Here is a 15,218-nt window from a genome sequence, read left to right as displayed (position 1 = left end):
GACGCCCCCTTGACCGACGAAGAGCGGACCGGCGTCTCCCTCCCGCAGACCGCCGAGCGGTGACAGGGGGTCGCAGACCCGGGCGCCCGCGGAAGAGGGCGGTGTGAGAGCGTGCAGGGCGTGAGTGAGACACCGACGAACACCCTGCAATACCGCCTCGACGGGAGAGAAGACGCCCCGGTTCTGGTGCTGGGCCCCTCGCTGGGCACGACCATGCACATGTGGGACCGGCAGATACCCGAGCTCACCCGCCAGTGGCGCGTCGTCCGATTCGACCTGCCCGGCCACGGCGGGGCACCCGCCCGACCCTTCACCTCCGTCGCCGAGCTCGGCGACCGGCTGCTCGCCACCCTCGACGAGCTGGGCATCCAGCGCTTCGGCTACGCGGGCTGCTCCATCGGCGGCGCGGTCGGTCTCGACCTCGCGCTGCGGGCACCCCACCGGGTCGCCTCGCTGGCGCTGATAGCCGCCTCCCCTCGGTTCGGCAGCGCCGACGAGTTCCGCCAGCGCGGGGTGATCGTCCGCACCAACGGCCTCGAACCCATGGCCCGTACGGCACCCGAGCAGTGGTTCACCCCCGCCTTCTGCGGCGCGCAGCCCGCGATCGTCGAGTGGGCCGTGCAGATGGTCCGCACCACCGACCCCGGCTGCTACATCGGCGCCTGCGAGGCGCTCGCCGTCTTCGACGTCCGCGAGGCCCTCGGCCGGATCGGCGTCCCCGCCCTCGTCCTCGTCGGCTCCGACGACCAGGTCACCGGGCCCGCGGAGGCCCGCACCCTGGTCGCCGGGATCGCCGACGCCCGGCTCGCCGTCGTCCCCGGCGCCTCCCACCTCGCCCCCGTCGAGCAGCCGGCCGCCGTCACCGAGCTGCTCACGGACCACTTCGCCGGGATCGTCCACGACACCCAGGCCACGCTGCCCGCGCCGCCCATGCCGCCCGTCTCCGCCTCCGTCGTGCCGGTCGCCGAGATCGCGCCCGCCGAACCGGCCGCCGAGACGGCAGGGCCGCTGCGCCCGGACCCGTACGAGCAGGGCGACAAGCTCCGCCGCGAGATCCTCGGCGACGCCCACGTGGAGCAGGCCGGGACCGACGAGTTCGGCGCCGACCTCCAGGCCCTCGTCACCCGGTACGCCTGGGGCGAGGTGTGGGGCCGGGAGGGGCTGGACCGCCGCACCCGCAGCTGCGTCACCCTCACCGCCCTGATCGCCGGCGGTCACCTGGACGCGCTCGCCGACCACACCCGGGCCGCCCTGCGCAACGGGCTGACGCCCGACGAACTCCGCGAGGTCGTGCTGCAGACCGCCGTCTACTGCGGGCTGCCGGCCGCCGAGAGCGCCTTGCGCGTGGTGGGCCGGGCGATCAAGGAGGAGACCACGCCCCAGGCGTAGGCTGACCGGGACCGGCCCGTTCTGAGGGAGTCCCGTGAAGCTGACGAAGAAGTCGCACGCCTGCGTCCGCCTGCAGAAGGACGGGCGGACGCTCGTCATCGACCCGGGCGGCTTCACCGAGGAGGACGCGTCCGTCGGCGCCGACGCCCTCCTCGTCACCCACGAGCACCCCGACCACTTCGACGAGGACCGGCTGCGCGCCGGCCTGGAGTCCAATCCGGCGGCCGAGGTCTGGACCCTGCGGAGCGTCGCGGACCAGCTCTCGGCCGCCTTCCCGGGCCGCGTCCACACCGTCGGCCACGGCGACACCTTCACCGCGGCCGGCTTCGACGTCCAGGTCCACGGCGAGCTGCACGCGGTGATCCACCCGGACATCCCCCGGGTCACCAACATCGGCTTCCTGGTGGACGGCGCGGTCTTCCACCCGGGCGACGCGCTGACCGTTCCCGACCACCCGGTGGACACCCTGATGCTGCCGGTGATGGCCCCCTGGAACAAGATTTCCGAGGTCATCGAGTACGTACGCGAGGTCAGGCCGCGCCGGGCCATCGACATCCACGACGCCCTGCTCACCGACCTCGCCCGGCCCATCTACGACCGGCAGATCGGCGCGCTCGGCGGCACGGACCACGGCCGGCTGACCCCCGGCGACTCCACGGAGGTCTGACCGCGCCGGGCCGCGCGGACGGTGACTGTCACACCCCGCCGTTAGGCTTGCGCTCATGCGCATCGCGACCTGGAACGTCAATTCGATCACCGCCCGCCTGCCCCGACTCCTGGCCTGGCTGGAGAGCACCGGCACGGACGTGCTGTGCATCCAGGAGACCAAGTGCACCGCCGAGCAGTTCCCCGCCGAGGAGCTGCGCGAGCTGGGATACGAGTCGGTCGTCAACGCAACCGGCCGGTGGAACGGCGTGGCGCTGGTCTCCAAGGTCGGCCTGGAGGACGTGGTCACCGGACTGCCCGGCGGGCCGGACTACGAAGGCGTGCAGGAGCCCCGCGCCATCTCCGCGACCTGCGGCCCGGTCCGCGTCTGGTCGGTGTACGTGCCGAACGGCCGCGAGGTCGCCCACGACCACTACGCGTACAAGCTCCGCTGGCTGGAGGCGCTCCAGGCGGCCGTCGCCGAGGACGCGGCGGCGGCCCGGCCCTTCGCCGTCCTGGGTGACTACAACATCGCGCCCACCGACGACGACGTCTGGGACCGGGCCGTCTTCGAGGGCCAGACGCACGTCACCGAGCCGGAGCGGGCCGCGCTGGCCGGCCTGCGCGAGACGGGCCTCGTGGACGTCGTCCCGCGCCCGCTCAAGTACGACCACCCCTTCACGTACTGGGACTACCGCCAGCTCTGCTTCCCGAAGAACCGGGGCATGCGCATCGACCTGGTGTACGGCAACAAGCCGTTCGCCGACGCGGTCAAGGACAGCTACGTCGACCGCGAGGAGCGCAAGGGGAAGGGCGCGTCCGACCACGCCCCGGTCGTCGTCGACCTGGACGTCTAGGCGTCCCACCCGCCTCGGCGGAAAGCCCGGCGCCCGAACGATCTCCGCGCGCCGGGTGGTGCCACGGGAGGGTGAAATGCGACGCTGTTCGGATGAACATCCCGTTCCTGGGCAATTGGCGCAAGCGGCACGAGACCGATCATTCTCCCCTCGCGGATGCCTTCGACCGCGACCCGGAAGGGGTGGGTGAACTGCTCGCCGAGTGCGAGCTGCTGCGCGCCAGAGTCCAGGACCGCGGGGTGACGCTGGACGACAGCCCCCGCTCGCTCGCCGCCCTCGACCAGCTCCCGCCGCGCTGGCGCGACGACCCCGAGGAGCTGCCCTGGATCGGCAACGACGCGGGCCTCTATCTCGGCACCGTCATCGTGCGGAACGTGCCGGGCGCGAGCTGGCAGGTGTGGCCCGGTGGTCAGCCGGTCGTGCGGCTGGCCTCGGGCCGCGAGATCAACGTGGTCGAGGCCGGGCTCGACTGGGCCATGACCGGATCGCCCGAGCTCTCCCAGGTGTACGGCGAGGCCGCCGAGTTCTGAGCCCCGAGCCCCCGCACCCCCGCATCCGGCGCGTACCGAGACACCCTTTTGCAGTAAATACGGCTTATGCCGGTTTCATGCGTGTCGAGCGTGAAGTCCCTTTTCGGGACGGATAGTTTGCGCTGACCTCGACACAGCTGCGAAGGGGGCAGGGGAGCGTATGGCGGTCGTCGATCCGTTGATCGAGCTGCGTGACGTCAACAAGCACTACGGCACGTTGCACGTCCTTCAGGGCATCAGCCTCACCGTCGGCCGCGGGGAGGTGGTCGTCGTCATCGGGCCCTCGGGCTCGGGCAAGTCGACCCTCTGCCGGGCCATGAACAGGCTGGAGGCCGTCGAGTCGGGCGAGATCATCATCGACGGACAGCCCCTCCCGGAGGAGGGCAAGGCGCTGGCCAAGCTGCGGGCCGAGGTAGGGATGGTCTTCCAGTCCTTCAACCTCTTCGCGCACAAGACCGTCCTCGCCGACGTCGCGCTCGCGCAGATCAAGGTCCGCAGGCGCGGGAAGGAGGAGGCCGACCGGCGTTCGCGGGAGCTCCTCGACCGGGTCGGCCTCGCCGCACACGCCGACAAGTACCCCGGGCAGCTCTCCGGCGGTCAGCAGCTGGGGGTCCCCCCCACCGAAGGTAGGGGGAGCGTCGCGCCGCGCCCTCGCCATGGACCCCAAGGCGCTGCTCCTCGACGAGCCGACCTCCGCCCTCGACCCCGAGATGATCAACGAGGTCCTGGAGGTCATGCAGCAACTCGCCCGCGAGGGCATGAGCATGGTCGTCGTCACCCACGAGATGGGCTTCGCCCGCTCCGCCGCCAACCGGGTCGTCTTCATGGCCGACGGCCGCATCGTCGAGGACCGCACACCCGAGGAGTTCTTCACCAGCCCGCGCAGCGAACGCGCCAAGGACTTCCTGTCCAAGATCCTCAACCACTGAGCGGGGGCGTACACCACACGCACCGTACGCGCCGTCATCTCACCGCCCTCGCGCTGCCCGTCGTCTCGTCGATCGCCCTGGTTGCCTGCGGCAAGGAGGGCAGCCCACCGGTCAAGGGCCCGCAGCCCGACGAACTCCCCGTCCATCAGGTCCAGTCGGCGTTCCAACTGCCCGACTCGCCCACCTGGGAGCGGGCGAAGAAGCGCGGCCACCTCGTCGTCGGAGCCAAGGAGGACCAGCCCTACATGGGCGAGAAGGACCCGGCCACCGGCCGGTACTCCGGCTTCGACATCGAGATCGCCAAGATGCTCTCCGCCTCCCTCGGCTTCGACCCGGCCTCGATCAGCTTCCGGACCATCGCCTCGGCCAACCGCGAAACCGCCCTGCAGAACGGCCAGATCGACTACTACGTCGGCACCCACACCATCAACGACAACCGCAAGAAGCTCGTCGGCTTCGCCGGCCCGTACTACATGGCCGGTCAGTCGCTGCTCGTCCGCACCGACGAGAACGACATCCACGGCCCCCAGGACCTCGACGGCAAACGCGTCTGCTCGGCCGCCGGGTCAACCCCGTACCAGCGGATCGAGAAGGAGTACCCCAAGGCGGAGCTGGTCGCCTACGACACGTACTCCGTCTGCGTCGACAACCTGCTCACGTTCCAGGTCGACGCGGTCACCACCGACGACTCGATCCTCCTGGGCTACGCGGCCAAGGTCCCCGACGAACTCGAGGTCCTCGGCACGCCGTTCTCCCAGGAGCCCTACGGCATCGGCGTCCCGCGCAGCGACAACGCCCTGCGGTTCGCCCTCGACGACGCCCTCGCCGTCCACGAGAGGAACGGCGACTGGAGGAAGGCCTATGACGTGACCCTCGGCCTCTCCGGGGTGCCCGCCCCGCAGCCGCCGCCCATCGACCGCTACCCGGCGAGCTGAGGAGGGAGCGCCCGACATGGACGTCCTGACGGAGAACTTCTCCCTCTACGCCGAAGGCCTCCTCGGCACCGTCGAGATCACCGTCTACGCCTCCGCCCTGGCCCTCGTCCTCGGCTTCGTGATGGCCGCCTTCCGGTCCGCGCCGGCCGGCTCCTTCCGGGTCTTCGGCGCGGTCTGGGTCACCATCCTGCGCAACACCCCGCTCACGCTGCTCTTCTTCGCCGTGATGCTGGGCCTGCCGCGCTTCGGACTCGTGCTCCCCTTCAAGCTGTTCGCCGTCCTCGCGCTCGGTTGCTACACCTTGGCCTTCATCTGCGAGGTGCTGCGATCCGGGATCAACACCGTGCCGCGCGGCCAGGGAGAGGCCTCCCGAAGCCTCGGCATGACGTTCAGTCAGACCCTCAACGCGGTCTTCCTGCCACAGGCGTTCCGCTCCGTCATCCCGCCCATCGGCTCCACCCTGATCGCGCTCGCCAAGAACTCCGCCATCGCCGGGGCGTTCAGCGTCACCGAACTCCTCGGCACCTACAAGACGTTGAGCGAACTCGGCTACGACATCATCTGGACCTTCGTCTGGATCGCCGTCGGATATCTCATCATCACCCTCACCATCAGCGCCCTCTTCAACGTCCTGGAGAAGCGCTGGGGAGTCGCCCGATGACCGAGTCCACCGCCCTCTACGACATTCCCGGACCCCAGACCCGCAAGCGCCATCTGCTCTACGGTGTCGCCTCCACCGTCGTGATCCTCGCCCTGGCCGACTGGATCCTCTCTCTCCTCTTCGACACCGGCCAGTTCACCGCCACCAAGTGGTCGCCCTTCGAATACGTCGGCATCCAGAAGCTGTTGCTCCGGGGCCTCGGGAACACCCTCAAGGCCTTCGCGTACGCCTCGGTGCTCTCGCTCGCGCTCGGCGCCGTCCTCGCGGTCGGAAGGCTCGGTGCTCGCCGAGGTGTTCCGTACCGGGATCAACTCCGTCGGCCGGGGCCAGGGGGAGGCGGCGTACGCGCTCGGGATGCGCAAGACCCAGGTGATGACCTTCGTCCTGGCGCCGCAGGCGCTGCGCGCGATGCTGCCGGCCATCATCAGCCAGTTGGTGGTGGCGCTGAAGGACACCTCGCTCGGATTCCTCATCACGTACGAGGAGTTCCTGCACGCGGGAAAGCTGATCGCGTCGAACCTCGACTACGATCTGCCGTTCATCCCCGTCGTCATGGTCATCTCGCCGATCTGCATCGGGATGTGCGTCCTCCTCTCCTGGTTCGCGACCTGGGTGGCCAGGAGGGAGAAGCGCAGTCCCAAGACACAGGCCGTGGACGTCGCACCGGCCGAACCAGGGACGCTGCTGCCGGGTGGGGGTCCCCCCACGGGGCCGTAGCGGCCGCGCAGTAGCTCGCGGGGAGCCACGCCCGCCCGGCAGCAGCCGGTGATCACTCCGCCCGCAGCGGGACCGACAGGTACGAGGTGTCGGCCGCCGGGGAGGAGAAGGTCAGCTGCGCGCCGGTCGGGTTGTGCTCGATGTAGAGCGGGTCGACGGTGTCGACGACCAGGGCGAGACGGTGGCCCGCGGGCACGTCGTAGGCCGTGGAGAAGAGCTCCAGGTCGACGGTGAACGGGGTGCCGGGAGTCTTGCCGCGGAAGGTGTACGGGGCGTTGCTGACCAGCTTGCCGAGGCCGAGCGGGCCCACGTCGTAGAGGTACGCGACGAGGGTGCCGCTCTCCTTGGTGGAGGTGACCGTGGTGTGCAACTTCGCGGTACCACGCACCTGTTGGGGTGTGGCGTACCGCTCGGACTGCCACACGCCGGCGAAGGAGCGGGGGAGGAGCGGGATCGAGGCGACGGGTGGGGCCTTGACCAGCTGGTCGAGCAGGTTGGAGAGCAGCACGACACCGCCGTTGGCGCCGGAGTCGATGTTCGCCCAGATCCGCTGCGAGCCGCCGAGCGCGATCTTCCGCTCGTTCGCGCCGACCGACTTCCAGTCCGGGTAGCCCTCGTAGCCGCCGGTCGACCGGGACTTGAGCTGGACGGGCTGCTCGCGGTCCACGCCGTTGTCGACGCCCTTGAGGTAGTGGTCGAACCAGCGTTGGGCGCTGGTCCAGGTGTCGTTGGGCAGCCCGAACAGGCCGGTCGCCTCGGCGGTGGCGTGGTCGCCGGGGCGGAACTCCAGCCGCTTGGGGCCCTGGAGCTTCTCGTAGAAGGAGGCGTACTGGTTGGGCGGGAATATGGTGTCGCCCCAGGCGTTGCCGAGCATGATCGCGGTGCCGTTGGCGTTGATCCGGTCCAGGTAGGTGGCCGGGGACCGCTTCTTGCCCCACTCGATCATCTCGCCCTCCTTGGCGAGGTTCGAGGAGAGGAAGTCGCCCAGGATTCCCTGGAGTTCAGGGCCCGGGCGGCCCGTGAGATACCCCGCGCCGCCGAGCAGCCCGGCGGCCTGGCGGTGCTGGGTGCGTCCGCTGTAGATGGACTCGATGAGGTCCGCCCAGCCGCTCAGCGCCGCGACAGCCTTGATCCGCTTGTCGTGCGCGGCGGCGAGCAGGCTGATCCCGGCGCCGTAACTCACCCCGGCCATACCGACCTTGGCCGGGTCGGCGGGGGTGTGGGCGAGGGCCCAGTCGACGACCTTGGACGCGTCGGCGACGTCCTTCGGACCCGCGGTCTCGATCTCGCCGCCGGACTGCCAGAAGCCGCGCGAGTTGTAACTCACCACGACGTAACCGGAGTCGGCGAGCTTCCGGGCCTGGACCAGGTACTCGATCTGGGGCATGGCCCAGCTGGTGGGGAGCACGATCACGGGGTAGCGGGCCGAGGCGTCGGCACCGGCCGGGGTGACGACATTGGCCTTGAGGACGGTGCCGCCGTCGCCGGCGATGTCGACGTAGCGGACGGACGGGCCGGACTGCTCGGCGTGGGCGGCGGGGGCGAGCCCGAGGGCCGTCCCGGCCACCAGGGCGGCCGAGACGGCGAGGGCGAGAGGTGCACGCACGGGTCACTCCTTGCTCGTGTCACTGGTGGGGACAGTGCAAAAGTGACCCGACGGTAACCTGTCGGGCTTACCGGAGGTAACTGTTCAGTAAGTTACGCCAGGGTAACGATTGTTGAACGGGAGATCAGCGCAGGGCGCTCTTGGCCTGCCACTCGGTCCACGAGAGGTTCCACTCGCCGTACCCGTTGTTCAGCGCCTGCGTCCCCTTGGCGTCCGAGCCGGTGATCTCGAACGGGTCGCCGACCTGCACCTGGTCGTACACACTCCCCGCGTCGGCGTCGCTCATCCCGATGCAGCCGGAGCTCTTGTTGGCGCTGCCGAAGTACGCCGCGTTCCAGGGCGCCGCGTGCGCGTACATGCCCGACCAGGTCAGCCGCATCGAGTAGTCGACCATCTTGTCGTAGGCGTCACCGAGGCCGACGGTCTCGGAACGCATGTTGATGGTGCCCTCCTTGGACATGAGCACCGTCTTTCCGCGCCAGGACGCCTTCTCGCCCCCGGGCGTGCCGGCCGACATGGGCACCGACTTCACCGTCTGTCCGTCGCGCAGCAGCGTCAGCCGGTGGTTGTCGAGATCCACCTTGACCAGCTGGTTCTTCCCGATCGAGAAACTGGTGGTGTAGTCGCGGACGAACCAGCCGCCCGCGACGCCGGAGTCGATACCGCTCAGCGTGGCGTCCAGCGTGACCTTCGTACCGGAGGTCCAGTACGCCTTCGGCCGCCAGTCGACCCGGTCCTTGCCCGACCAGTCCTGCATCCAGCCCCAGGAGCCCTCGGTGTTGTTCGAGGTCGTGACCTTGAGGTGCTTCTCGACCTCGGCCTTGTTCTTCACCGGGTGGTCGAACACGATCGACAGCGGCTGGGCGATGCCGACCTTGGTGTTCTTCCCCGGAGCCAGCGTCAGCTTGTTGACCTTGTCGGGGGCCGCGGTGGTGAAAGAGGCCTTCGCGCTGCCCCCGGTGGTGTCCCGCGCCTCGACGGCGTACGCGGTCCCGGGCGTGGCCTTCCGCGTGGACGTCCACTTCCTGCCGTCCCCGGAGACCTTCCCGTCGAGCCGCGCGCCCTTGGAGTCGGTCACCGTGACCTCGCGCAGGCTCCCGTCGGCGAGCGTCACCGTGACCGGCTCGCCGGCCTTCGCGCTCTCGCCGGTGAGGTTCACGGATATCCGCATCGGCGGCACCTCCTTCGGGCCGCCGTCGCCACCGGCGGCGGCCGCGCCCCCGGAGCACGAGCTGAGCGCGGCGACGGCGAGGACCCCGGCGGTGGCGGTGAGCAGGGCGCGCGGGCGGGTGCGGTTCACAGGGGCAACCTCCGTAGTGATCTCTCTTGCCGAGGGAAGAGGGCGCCGGGGCGGGGAAGGTTGCGATAATCCGAACTTTTCCGGTGATGTCGGATGTGAGATAGGCGATACCGGACTCCGGGCCTGCTGGAATTCCGGACCTGCTGGAAATCCGGCGGGCGGGGTACCAGGCTGGGCGCCGTGGAGAAGAGCAGCGACGTCCCCGACGTCTTCGACCCGCGCATCTACGCCGACGGCATCCCCCACGAGGCCTACCGCACGCTCCGCGACCACTGGCCCGTCGCCCGCCAGGAGGAGCGCGAAGTCCTGGGCTGGCCCGCCGGTCCCGGGTTCTGGGCCGTGACGCGCCACGCCGATGTCGTACGGGTGCTCAAGGAGCCCGCCGCCTACTCCTCGTACCTCGGCGCCACCCAGATCCGCGACCCCGACCCCGCCGACCTGCCGTTCATCCGGCGGATGATGCTCAATCAGGACCATCCGCACCACGTCCGGCTGCGCCGGCTGGTCAGTCGCGCCTTCACACCCGGGCGGATCGAGCGGTTCACGGAGACCGCCCGGTCGCGGGCCCGCGAGCTGCTCACGGCCGCCGTGGAGGCCGGCCCCGAGGTCGACCTCGTCCGCGCCGTCACCGACGACTACGCGCTGCTCAACCTGACCGACCTGCTCGGGGTGCCCGCGAGCGACCGGGGCCTGCTGCTCGGCTGGACCGAGCGGGTCATCGCCTACCAGGACCCCGACGAGCCGCCCGTACTCGACGACCGGGGCCGGCCGGTCAACCCCCGGTCACCCGCGATGCTCGCCGAGATGTTCGCGTACGCCCGGGAACTCGCCGCGTACAAGCGGAAGAACCCCGCCGACGACATCATGACCACCCTGGCCGACTCCGAACTCCGCCCCGCCGAACTGGAGATGTTCTTCTTCCTGCTGACCGTCGCGGGCAACGACACCGTCCGCAGCGCCGCCCCCGGCGGACTGCTCGCCCTCGCCGAGCACCCGGGCGAACGGCGACGGCTCTGGAGCGGCGCGGTCGCCATGGACCGGGCGGTGGAGGAACTCCTGCGCGTCCACCCGCCCGTGCTCTCGTTCCGGCGGACCGCCACCCGCGACACCGAGCTCGCCGGAACCCGTATCGCCGCCGGGGACAAGGTCGTCGTCTTCCACGCCTCCGCCAACCACGACGAACGCGTCTTCGCCGACCCCCACCGCCTCGACCTGGACCGCATCCCCAACCCGCACGTCGCCTTCGGGGAGGGCCCGCACGTCTGCCTCGGCGCACACTTCGCGAGGCTCCAACTACGCGTCCTGCACGAGGAGGTGCGTCACACGTTCCGGGATCTGGAACTCGCCGACCCGCCCCGGCGGCTCGTCTCCAACTTCATCAACGGCGTCAAGACGCTGCCGGTTCGGGTGCGGGCGCGGTCCGCGCCGCCGACGTGACATCGGCGACCAGCTCCACGACATCGGGGCCGTACGCATCCGAGTTGACGACCTTGAGAAGGAGGACGAACGGGCTGGAGTCGTACTTCCGCGCCAACTTCTCGTGGTGCCGGGCCAGATAGCGGGTCGCGGCCTGGTTGGTGATCGCGGACTGGCCGCAGAAGAGGAAGACCGGCCGCCCGCCGTCGCCCCCGGTGAGCCGGGCGAGGGCCACGTACTCGGTGACCCCCCACTCCGCGCGGTACACCTCGCCGCCGACCGTGACCAGGCCGCGGTTCTCGCCCGGTTCCGGCTCGATGCTCATCGTGAGGCCCGGCAGCAGGGACGAGAGGTGCGCGGCCATCCGGCGGTTGGACGACGGTCCGCCGACGCAGAACTCCGTACGGTCGCCGAGCCCCTGCCGGATCGCGTCGTGCTGGACTATCTGGGGGAGAGCTCCGCAGTCCTTGATCAGCGCGGAGAGTTCCAGCAACGCGGACACGTCGACCCGGTGCACCGAACCCTCGCTGCCCGCCTTGCGGTTCACCACGAGCAGGCACTCGGAGCCGTCGCGCAGTCCGAAGAACGCCTGCTTGCGGCGGAGCTTGCGGCGCGAGAGATACGTCCGGGTCAGCCAGCCCAGCGAGGCGCTGACCCCGGTCGCCAGGACGCCCAGCACGACGTTACGCAGGTCTTCGTTCATGGGCGCGCATGTTAGCGGCACGACGCACCGTTGTTCGAGGCGGTCCTGACGCGAAGGCGGGACGGAAGTTACGCTGCGCGGACGGCCGTTGACTGGAGGTACAAGTGCGACGCTCCACCGCTCGGAAGGTCTCTCTGCTCGCCGTCGCCGTGACGGTGCTCTCGGTGGGCGCGGCGGCGCCACCCACGAGCCCGAAGCCCGTGAAGGAACCCGTCGCCGTCGGATACGGCGGCGCCGTGGCCAGTGTCGACGCCGACGCCTCCGCCGCCGGCATCGAGGTGCTCCGGCAGGGCGGCAACGCGGTCGACGCTGCGGTCGCCGTGGCCGCCGCGCTCGGCGTCACCGAGCCGTACTCGGCGGGCATCGGCGGAGGCGGCTACCTCGTCCACTACGACGCCCGGACCCGCACCGTCCGTACCATCGACGGCCGGGAGACCGCGCCCGCCTCGGCGGACGCGAACCTCTTCGTGGAGAACGGCGCGCCCATCCCGTTCGAGGAGGGCATGACCAGCGGCCGGGGCGTCGGCACGCCCGGCACCCCGGCGACCTGGAAGGCCGCGCTCGACGCCTGGGGCAGCAAACCGCTGCGTACCCTCCTGGAACCGGCGGAGCGGCTCGCCCGCGACGGTTTCACGGTCGACGCCACCTTCCGCGCGCAGACCGCCTCCAACGAGGCCCGCTTCCGGGACTTCCCCGCCTCCTCCGAGCTCTTCCTGCCGGGTGGCCAACTCCCGGTCGTGGGCTCGACGTTCAAGAACCCCGATCTGGCGCGTACGTACGACAAGCTCGGCCGGGACGGCGTCGGCGCGCTCTACCGGGGCCCGCTGGCCCGGGACATCGTCAACACGGTCCGTAAGCCCCCGGTACGGGACGGGGTCACCCGCGTGGTCCGTTCCGGCGATCTGACGGAGCGGGACCTCGCCGCGTACGAGACGGAACGGCGCCGGCCCACGAAGGTCTCCTACCGGGGCCTCGACGTCTACGGCATGGCCCCCTCCTCCTCCGGTGGTACGAGCGTCGGCGAAGCGCTCAACATCCTGGAGCGCACCGACCTCTCCAGCGCCTCGCGCGCCGCCTATCTGCACCGCTTCATCGAGGCCAGCCGGATCGCGTTCGCCGACCGGGGCCGCTGGGTCGGCGACCCGGCCTTCGAGGACGTGCCGACCCGGGAGCTGCTCTCGCAGCGGTACGCCGACTCCCGGGAGTGCCTGATCCGCGACGACGCCGTCCTGACCAGCCCGCTCGCGCCGGGCGACCCGCGCGACCCGGCGGCCTGCGCGAGCGGCGGGACGGCCGCGCCGACCACGTACGAGGGCGAGAACACCACGCACCTCACGGTCGCGGACCGGTGGGGCAACGTCGTCGCGTACACGCTGACCATCGAGTCGACGGGCGGCAGCGGGATCACCGTCCCGGGCCGCGGCTTCCTGCTGAACAACGAGCTGACCGACTTCTCCTTCGCCCCGGCGAACCCGGCCGTGCACGACCCGAACCTCCCCGGCCCCGGGAAGCGGCCCCGCTCCTCGATGTCCCCGACGATCGTGCTCGACGGGCACGGGCGTCCGGTGCTGGCGCTCGGCTCCCCGGGCGGGGCGACCATCATCACCACCGTGCTCCAGACGCTGACCGGCGTCGTGGACCGGGACCTGCCGCTCGTCGACGCCATCGCCGCGCCCCGGGCGAGCCAGCGCAACCAGACGACGACGGAGCTGGAACCGGGCCTGTGGAGCAGCCCGTTGAGGGGGGAGCTGGAAGCCATCGGCCACGGCTTCCGGCAGAACCCGGAGATCGGCGCGGCGACCGGCGTCCAGCGCCTGCCGGACGGCCGCTGGGTCGCGGCGGCCGAGACCGTGCGGCGGGGGGGAGGGTCGGCGATGGTGGTGCGTCCGGCGGGGCGGTGAGGAGTCCGGCCGGACGGTGAGGTCCGGGGGTGTCGCGATTTCCACCGTCCCCATTACTATACCGGTACTATAATGGCGACATGGTGCGCACACCCCTGACCCCCGAAGAGCGCGAACGCGGCGAGCGGCTCGGTCGTCTGCTCCGTGAGGCGCGCGGCGGCCGCTCGATGGTCGAGATCGCGGCGGCGGCCGGACTGTCGTCCGAGACCCTCCGCAAGATCGAGACCGGGCGGGCCCCGACGCCCGCGTTCTTCACCGTCGCGGCGCTGGCGGGCGTCCTCGGTCTGTCGATGGACGAGATCGTCGTCCAGTGCGCGCTGGTGCCCGTCTGACGACGTCGCTTCGGAGCATGGGGCGCGTGTGCGTACCCTCGGGCGCATGATTCCCGAGGAGTTGCGGCGCGGCCGCTACGTCAGTCTGACCACCTTCCGCCGGAACGGCACCGGCGTCGCCACGCCGGTCTGGTACGCCGTGGAGGGCGACGAGCTCTATGCCTGGACGCGTACGGACTCCTGGAAGGTCAAGCGGCTGCGGAACGACCCGCGCACCGTGGTGGCGGTCTGCGACGTGCGCGGGAACGTGTCGGAGGACGCGGTACGCCTGGAGGGCGTCGGCCGGCTGCTGGAGGGCGAGGAGCTCCGGCGGGTACGGAAGCTGCTCTCGCGCAAGTACTCGTGGCAGTTCTGGCTCGTCGACTGGCCGGCGATGGTGGCCCGGCTCGGCAAGCGGCCGCACACGGGGATAGCGGTCACATTCTGACCCGATGCCCGCCCCGCGTTCCCCCCGTTCGCCGCGTGGGTGGGTGCCGGGTGAAAACAGCCTGTAGCCGTCCCGTAACACGACTGCGGTCGAATACCTGTGGACCGGAGGGTTCCAGTCGAGTGCGCGGGTGGTGCGGGCGATATGACGGTGTATCAACTCCCGGCGGAGGTTGGTGCGTTCGCGCACCATCTCGGTGCTGTGGCGGCGCGGCTCGTGCCGGGCGAGGGCTGGTACGGGGTCTTCGCGAGCCGTGACCCCGACGGCCTGCGGGCCTGCTTCGAGGGTACGGAGATCCCGCCCTGGGACGTCGTCGAGTCACTGCTCCAGGACCTGGGCGAGCCACCCGGCGGCCCCGAGGCGGCCCGGGCCAGGGCCCTGCACGGCGCGGCGGCCGCCGCCCACGACCGGCGGCCGGGCGGGGCGGATGCGCTGCGGGCGCGGCTGGCGGCGGCGGAGCGCGAGCGCCATCACGCCTCGGCCCGCGCCGAGGAGCTCGGCGCCCGCCTCCGGGTGACCGCCGGCACCCCGGACGCCGGCCGGACCGCCGACGAACTGGCCTGGACCGCCGACGACCACGCCCGCGCGACATCCCGCATCGCGGAACTCACGACCCGCCTGACGGCGCTGGCACGGGACGGCGGAGTGGCGCGTGGACCCGCACCCGCCCCACTGGGGCGGGACGGGGGCCTGCTGCGTACGCCCACGCCAAACCCCGTACCGACCCCGCTGGTCCGGGGCGAGGGTCCGGCGCGTACGCCCGCGCCAAACCCCGTACCGGCCCCGCTGGTCTGGGGCGAGGGTCCGGCGCGTACGCCCGCGCCAAACCCCGTACCGGCCCCGCTGGTCTGGGGCGAGGGTCCGGCGCGT

13 protein-coding genes and 3 pseudogenes are annotated in these 15,218 nt (G+C 71.0%); 13 read left to right on the top strand and 3 right to left on the bottom strand.

Annotation, left to right across the window (positions count from 1 at the left end; all coding sequences use genetic code 11):
* Positions 1-120: 120 nt before the first annotated feature.
* From Q5762_RS27695 to Q5762_RS27660, 8 genes and pseudogenes are all read left to right on the top strand, one after another.
* Entirely contained in the window at positions 121-1,389 is a 1,269-nt protein-coding gene (locus Q5762_RS27695) for an alpha/beta fold hydrolase (protein WP_315894968.1), read from the top strand.
* A 34-nt stretch (positions 1,390-1,423) separates the two neighbouring features.
* Positions 1,424-2,056 (top strand): MBL fold metallo-hydrolase, encoded by a 633-nt coding sequence (locus Q5762_RS27690; protein WP_315894967.1) that lies wholly within the window; start codon positions 1,424-1,426, stop codon positions 2,054-2,056.
* A 55-nt stretch (positions 2,057-2,111) separates the two neighbouring features.
* Entirely contained in the window at positions 2,112-2,891 is a 780-nt protein-coding gene (locus tag Q5762_RS27685; RefSeq protein ID WP_315894966.1) for an exodeoxyribonuclease III, read from the top strand.
* 92 nt (positions 2,892-2,983) lie between these two features.
* A complete protein-coding gene (locus tag Q5762_RS27680; RefSeq protein WP_315894965.1) occupies positions 2,984-3,421 on the top strand; it encodes a DUF6278 family protein in 438 nt (145 codons plus the stop codon).
* 160 nt (positions 3,422-3,581) lie between these two features.
* Positions 3,582-4,350: pseudogene (locus Q5762_RS27675) on the top strand (amino acid ABC transporter ATP-binding protein).
* A gap of 53 nt (positions 4,351-4,403) precedes the next feature.
* Positions 4,404-5,285, top strand: coding sequence for a glutamate ABC transporter substrate-binding protein (locus Q5762_RS27670; protein ID WP_315895023.1), 882 nt, complete (start codon positions 4,404-4,406; stop codon positions 5,283-5,285).
* A gap of 16 nt (positions 5,286-5,301) precedes the next feature.
* Positions 5,302-5,946 carry an amino acid ABC transporter permease gene (locus tag Q5762_RS27665; protein WP_315894964.1) on the top strand — a complete coding sequence of 215 codons (645 nt, stop codon included), beginning with the start codon at positions 5,302-5,304 and terminating at the stop codon, positions 5,944-5,946.
* Positions 5,943-6,663: pseudogene (locus Q5762_RS27660) on the top strand (ABC transporter permease subunit). The gene Q5762_RS27665 and the pseudogene Q5762_RS27660 overlap by 4 nt, the downstream one beginning before the upstream one ends.
* 52 nt (positions 6,664-6,715) lie before the next feature.
* Here Q5762_RS27660 and Q5762_RS27655 read toward each other — a convergent pair.
* Both Q5762_RS27655 and Q5762_RS27650 read right to left on the bottom strand, forming a co-directional pair.
* Positions 6,716-8,269 carry an alpha/beta fold hydrolase gene (locus tag Q5762_RS27655; RefSeq protein WP_315894963.1) on the bottom strand — a complete coding sequence of 518 codons (1,554 nt, stop codon included), beginning with the start codon at positions 8,267-8,269 and terminating at the stop codon, positions 6,716-6,718.
* A 124-nt stretch (positions 8,270-8,393) separates the two neighbouring features.
* Positions 8,394-9,569: an Ig-like domain-containing protein gene (locus tag Q5762_RS27650; RefSeq protein WP_315894962.1), complete on the bottom strand. Its 1,176-nt coding sequence runs from the start codon at positions 9,567-9,569 to the stop codon at positions 8,394-8,396.
* A 180-nt stretch (positions 9,570-9,749) separates the two neighbouring features.
* On the opposite strand from Q5762_RS27650, the gene Q5762_RS27645 reads away from it, so the two are divergent.
* On the top strand, positions 9,750-11,006 hold the full coding sequence (locus Q5762_RS27645) for a cytochrome P450 (protein WP_315894961.1): 1,257 nt from the start codon (positions 9,750-9,752) through the stop codon (positions 11,004-11,006).
* On the opposite strand, the gene Q5762_RS27640 is transcribed toward Q5762_RS27645, so the two are convergent.
* Positions 10,957-11,688, bottom strand: coding sequence for a hypothetical protein (locus Q5762_RS27640; protein WP_315894960.1), 732 nt, complete (start codon positions 11,686-11,688; stop codon positions 10,957-10,959). The genes Q5762_RS27645 and Q5762_RS27640 overlap by 50 nt on opposite strands.
* Before the next feature lie 104 nt (positions 11,689-11,792).
* On the opposite strand from Q5762_RS27640, the gene ggt reads away from it, so the two are divergent.
* From ggt to Q5762_RS27620, 4 genes and pseudogenes are all read left to right on the top strand, one after another.
* Positions 11,793-13,589, top strand: coding sequence for a gamma-glutamyltransferase (gene ggt, locus Q5762_RS27635; RefSeq protein ID WP_315894959.1), 1,797 nt, complete (start codon positions 11,793-11,795; stop codon positions 13,587-13,589).
* Positions 13,590-13,669: 80 nt separating this feature from the next.
* Positions 13,670-13,921, top strand: a complete 252-nt coding sequence (locus Q5762_RS27630) for a helix-turn-helix transcriptional regulator (protein ID WP_315894958.1) — start codon at positions 13,670-13,672, stop codon at positions 13,919-13,921.
* 46 nt (positions 13,922-13,967) lie between these two features.
* Positions 13,968-14,348 carry a PPOX class F420-dependent oxidoreductase gene (locus Q5762_RS27625; protein WP_315894957.1) on the top strand — a complete coding sequence of 127 codons (381 nt, stop codon included), beginning with the start codon at positions 13,968-13,970 and terminating at the stop codon, positions 14,346-14,348.
* Between the two features lie 144 nt (positions 14,349-14,492).
* Positions 14,493-15,218 (top strand): annotated as a pseudogene (locus tag Q5762_RS27620) (UL36 very large tegument protein); the annotation flags it as partial.

The organism is Streptomyces sp. P9(2023), assembly GCF_032436795.1.
Classification (GTDB): domain Bacteria; phylum Actinomycetota; class Actinomycetes; order Streptomycetales; family Streptomycetaceae; genus Streptomyces.
Note: the sequence above shows the minus strand (reverse complement) of the source record. Positions and strands in the feature narration are given on the sequence as shown.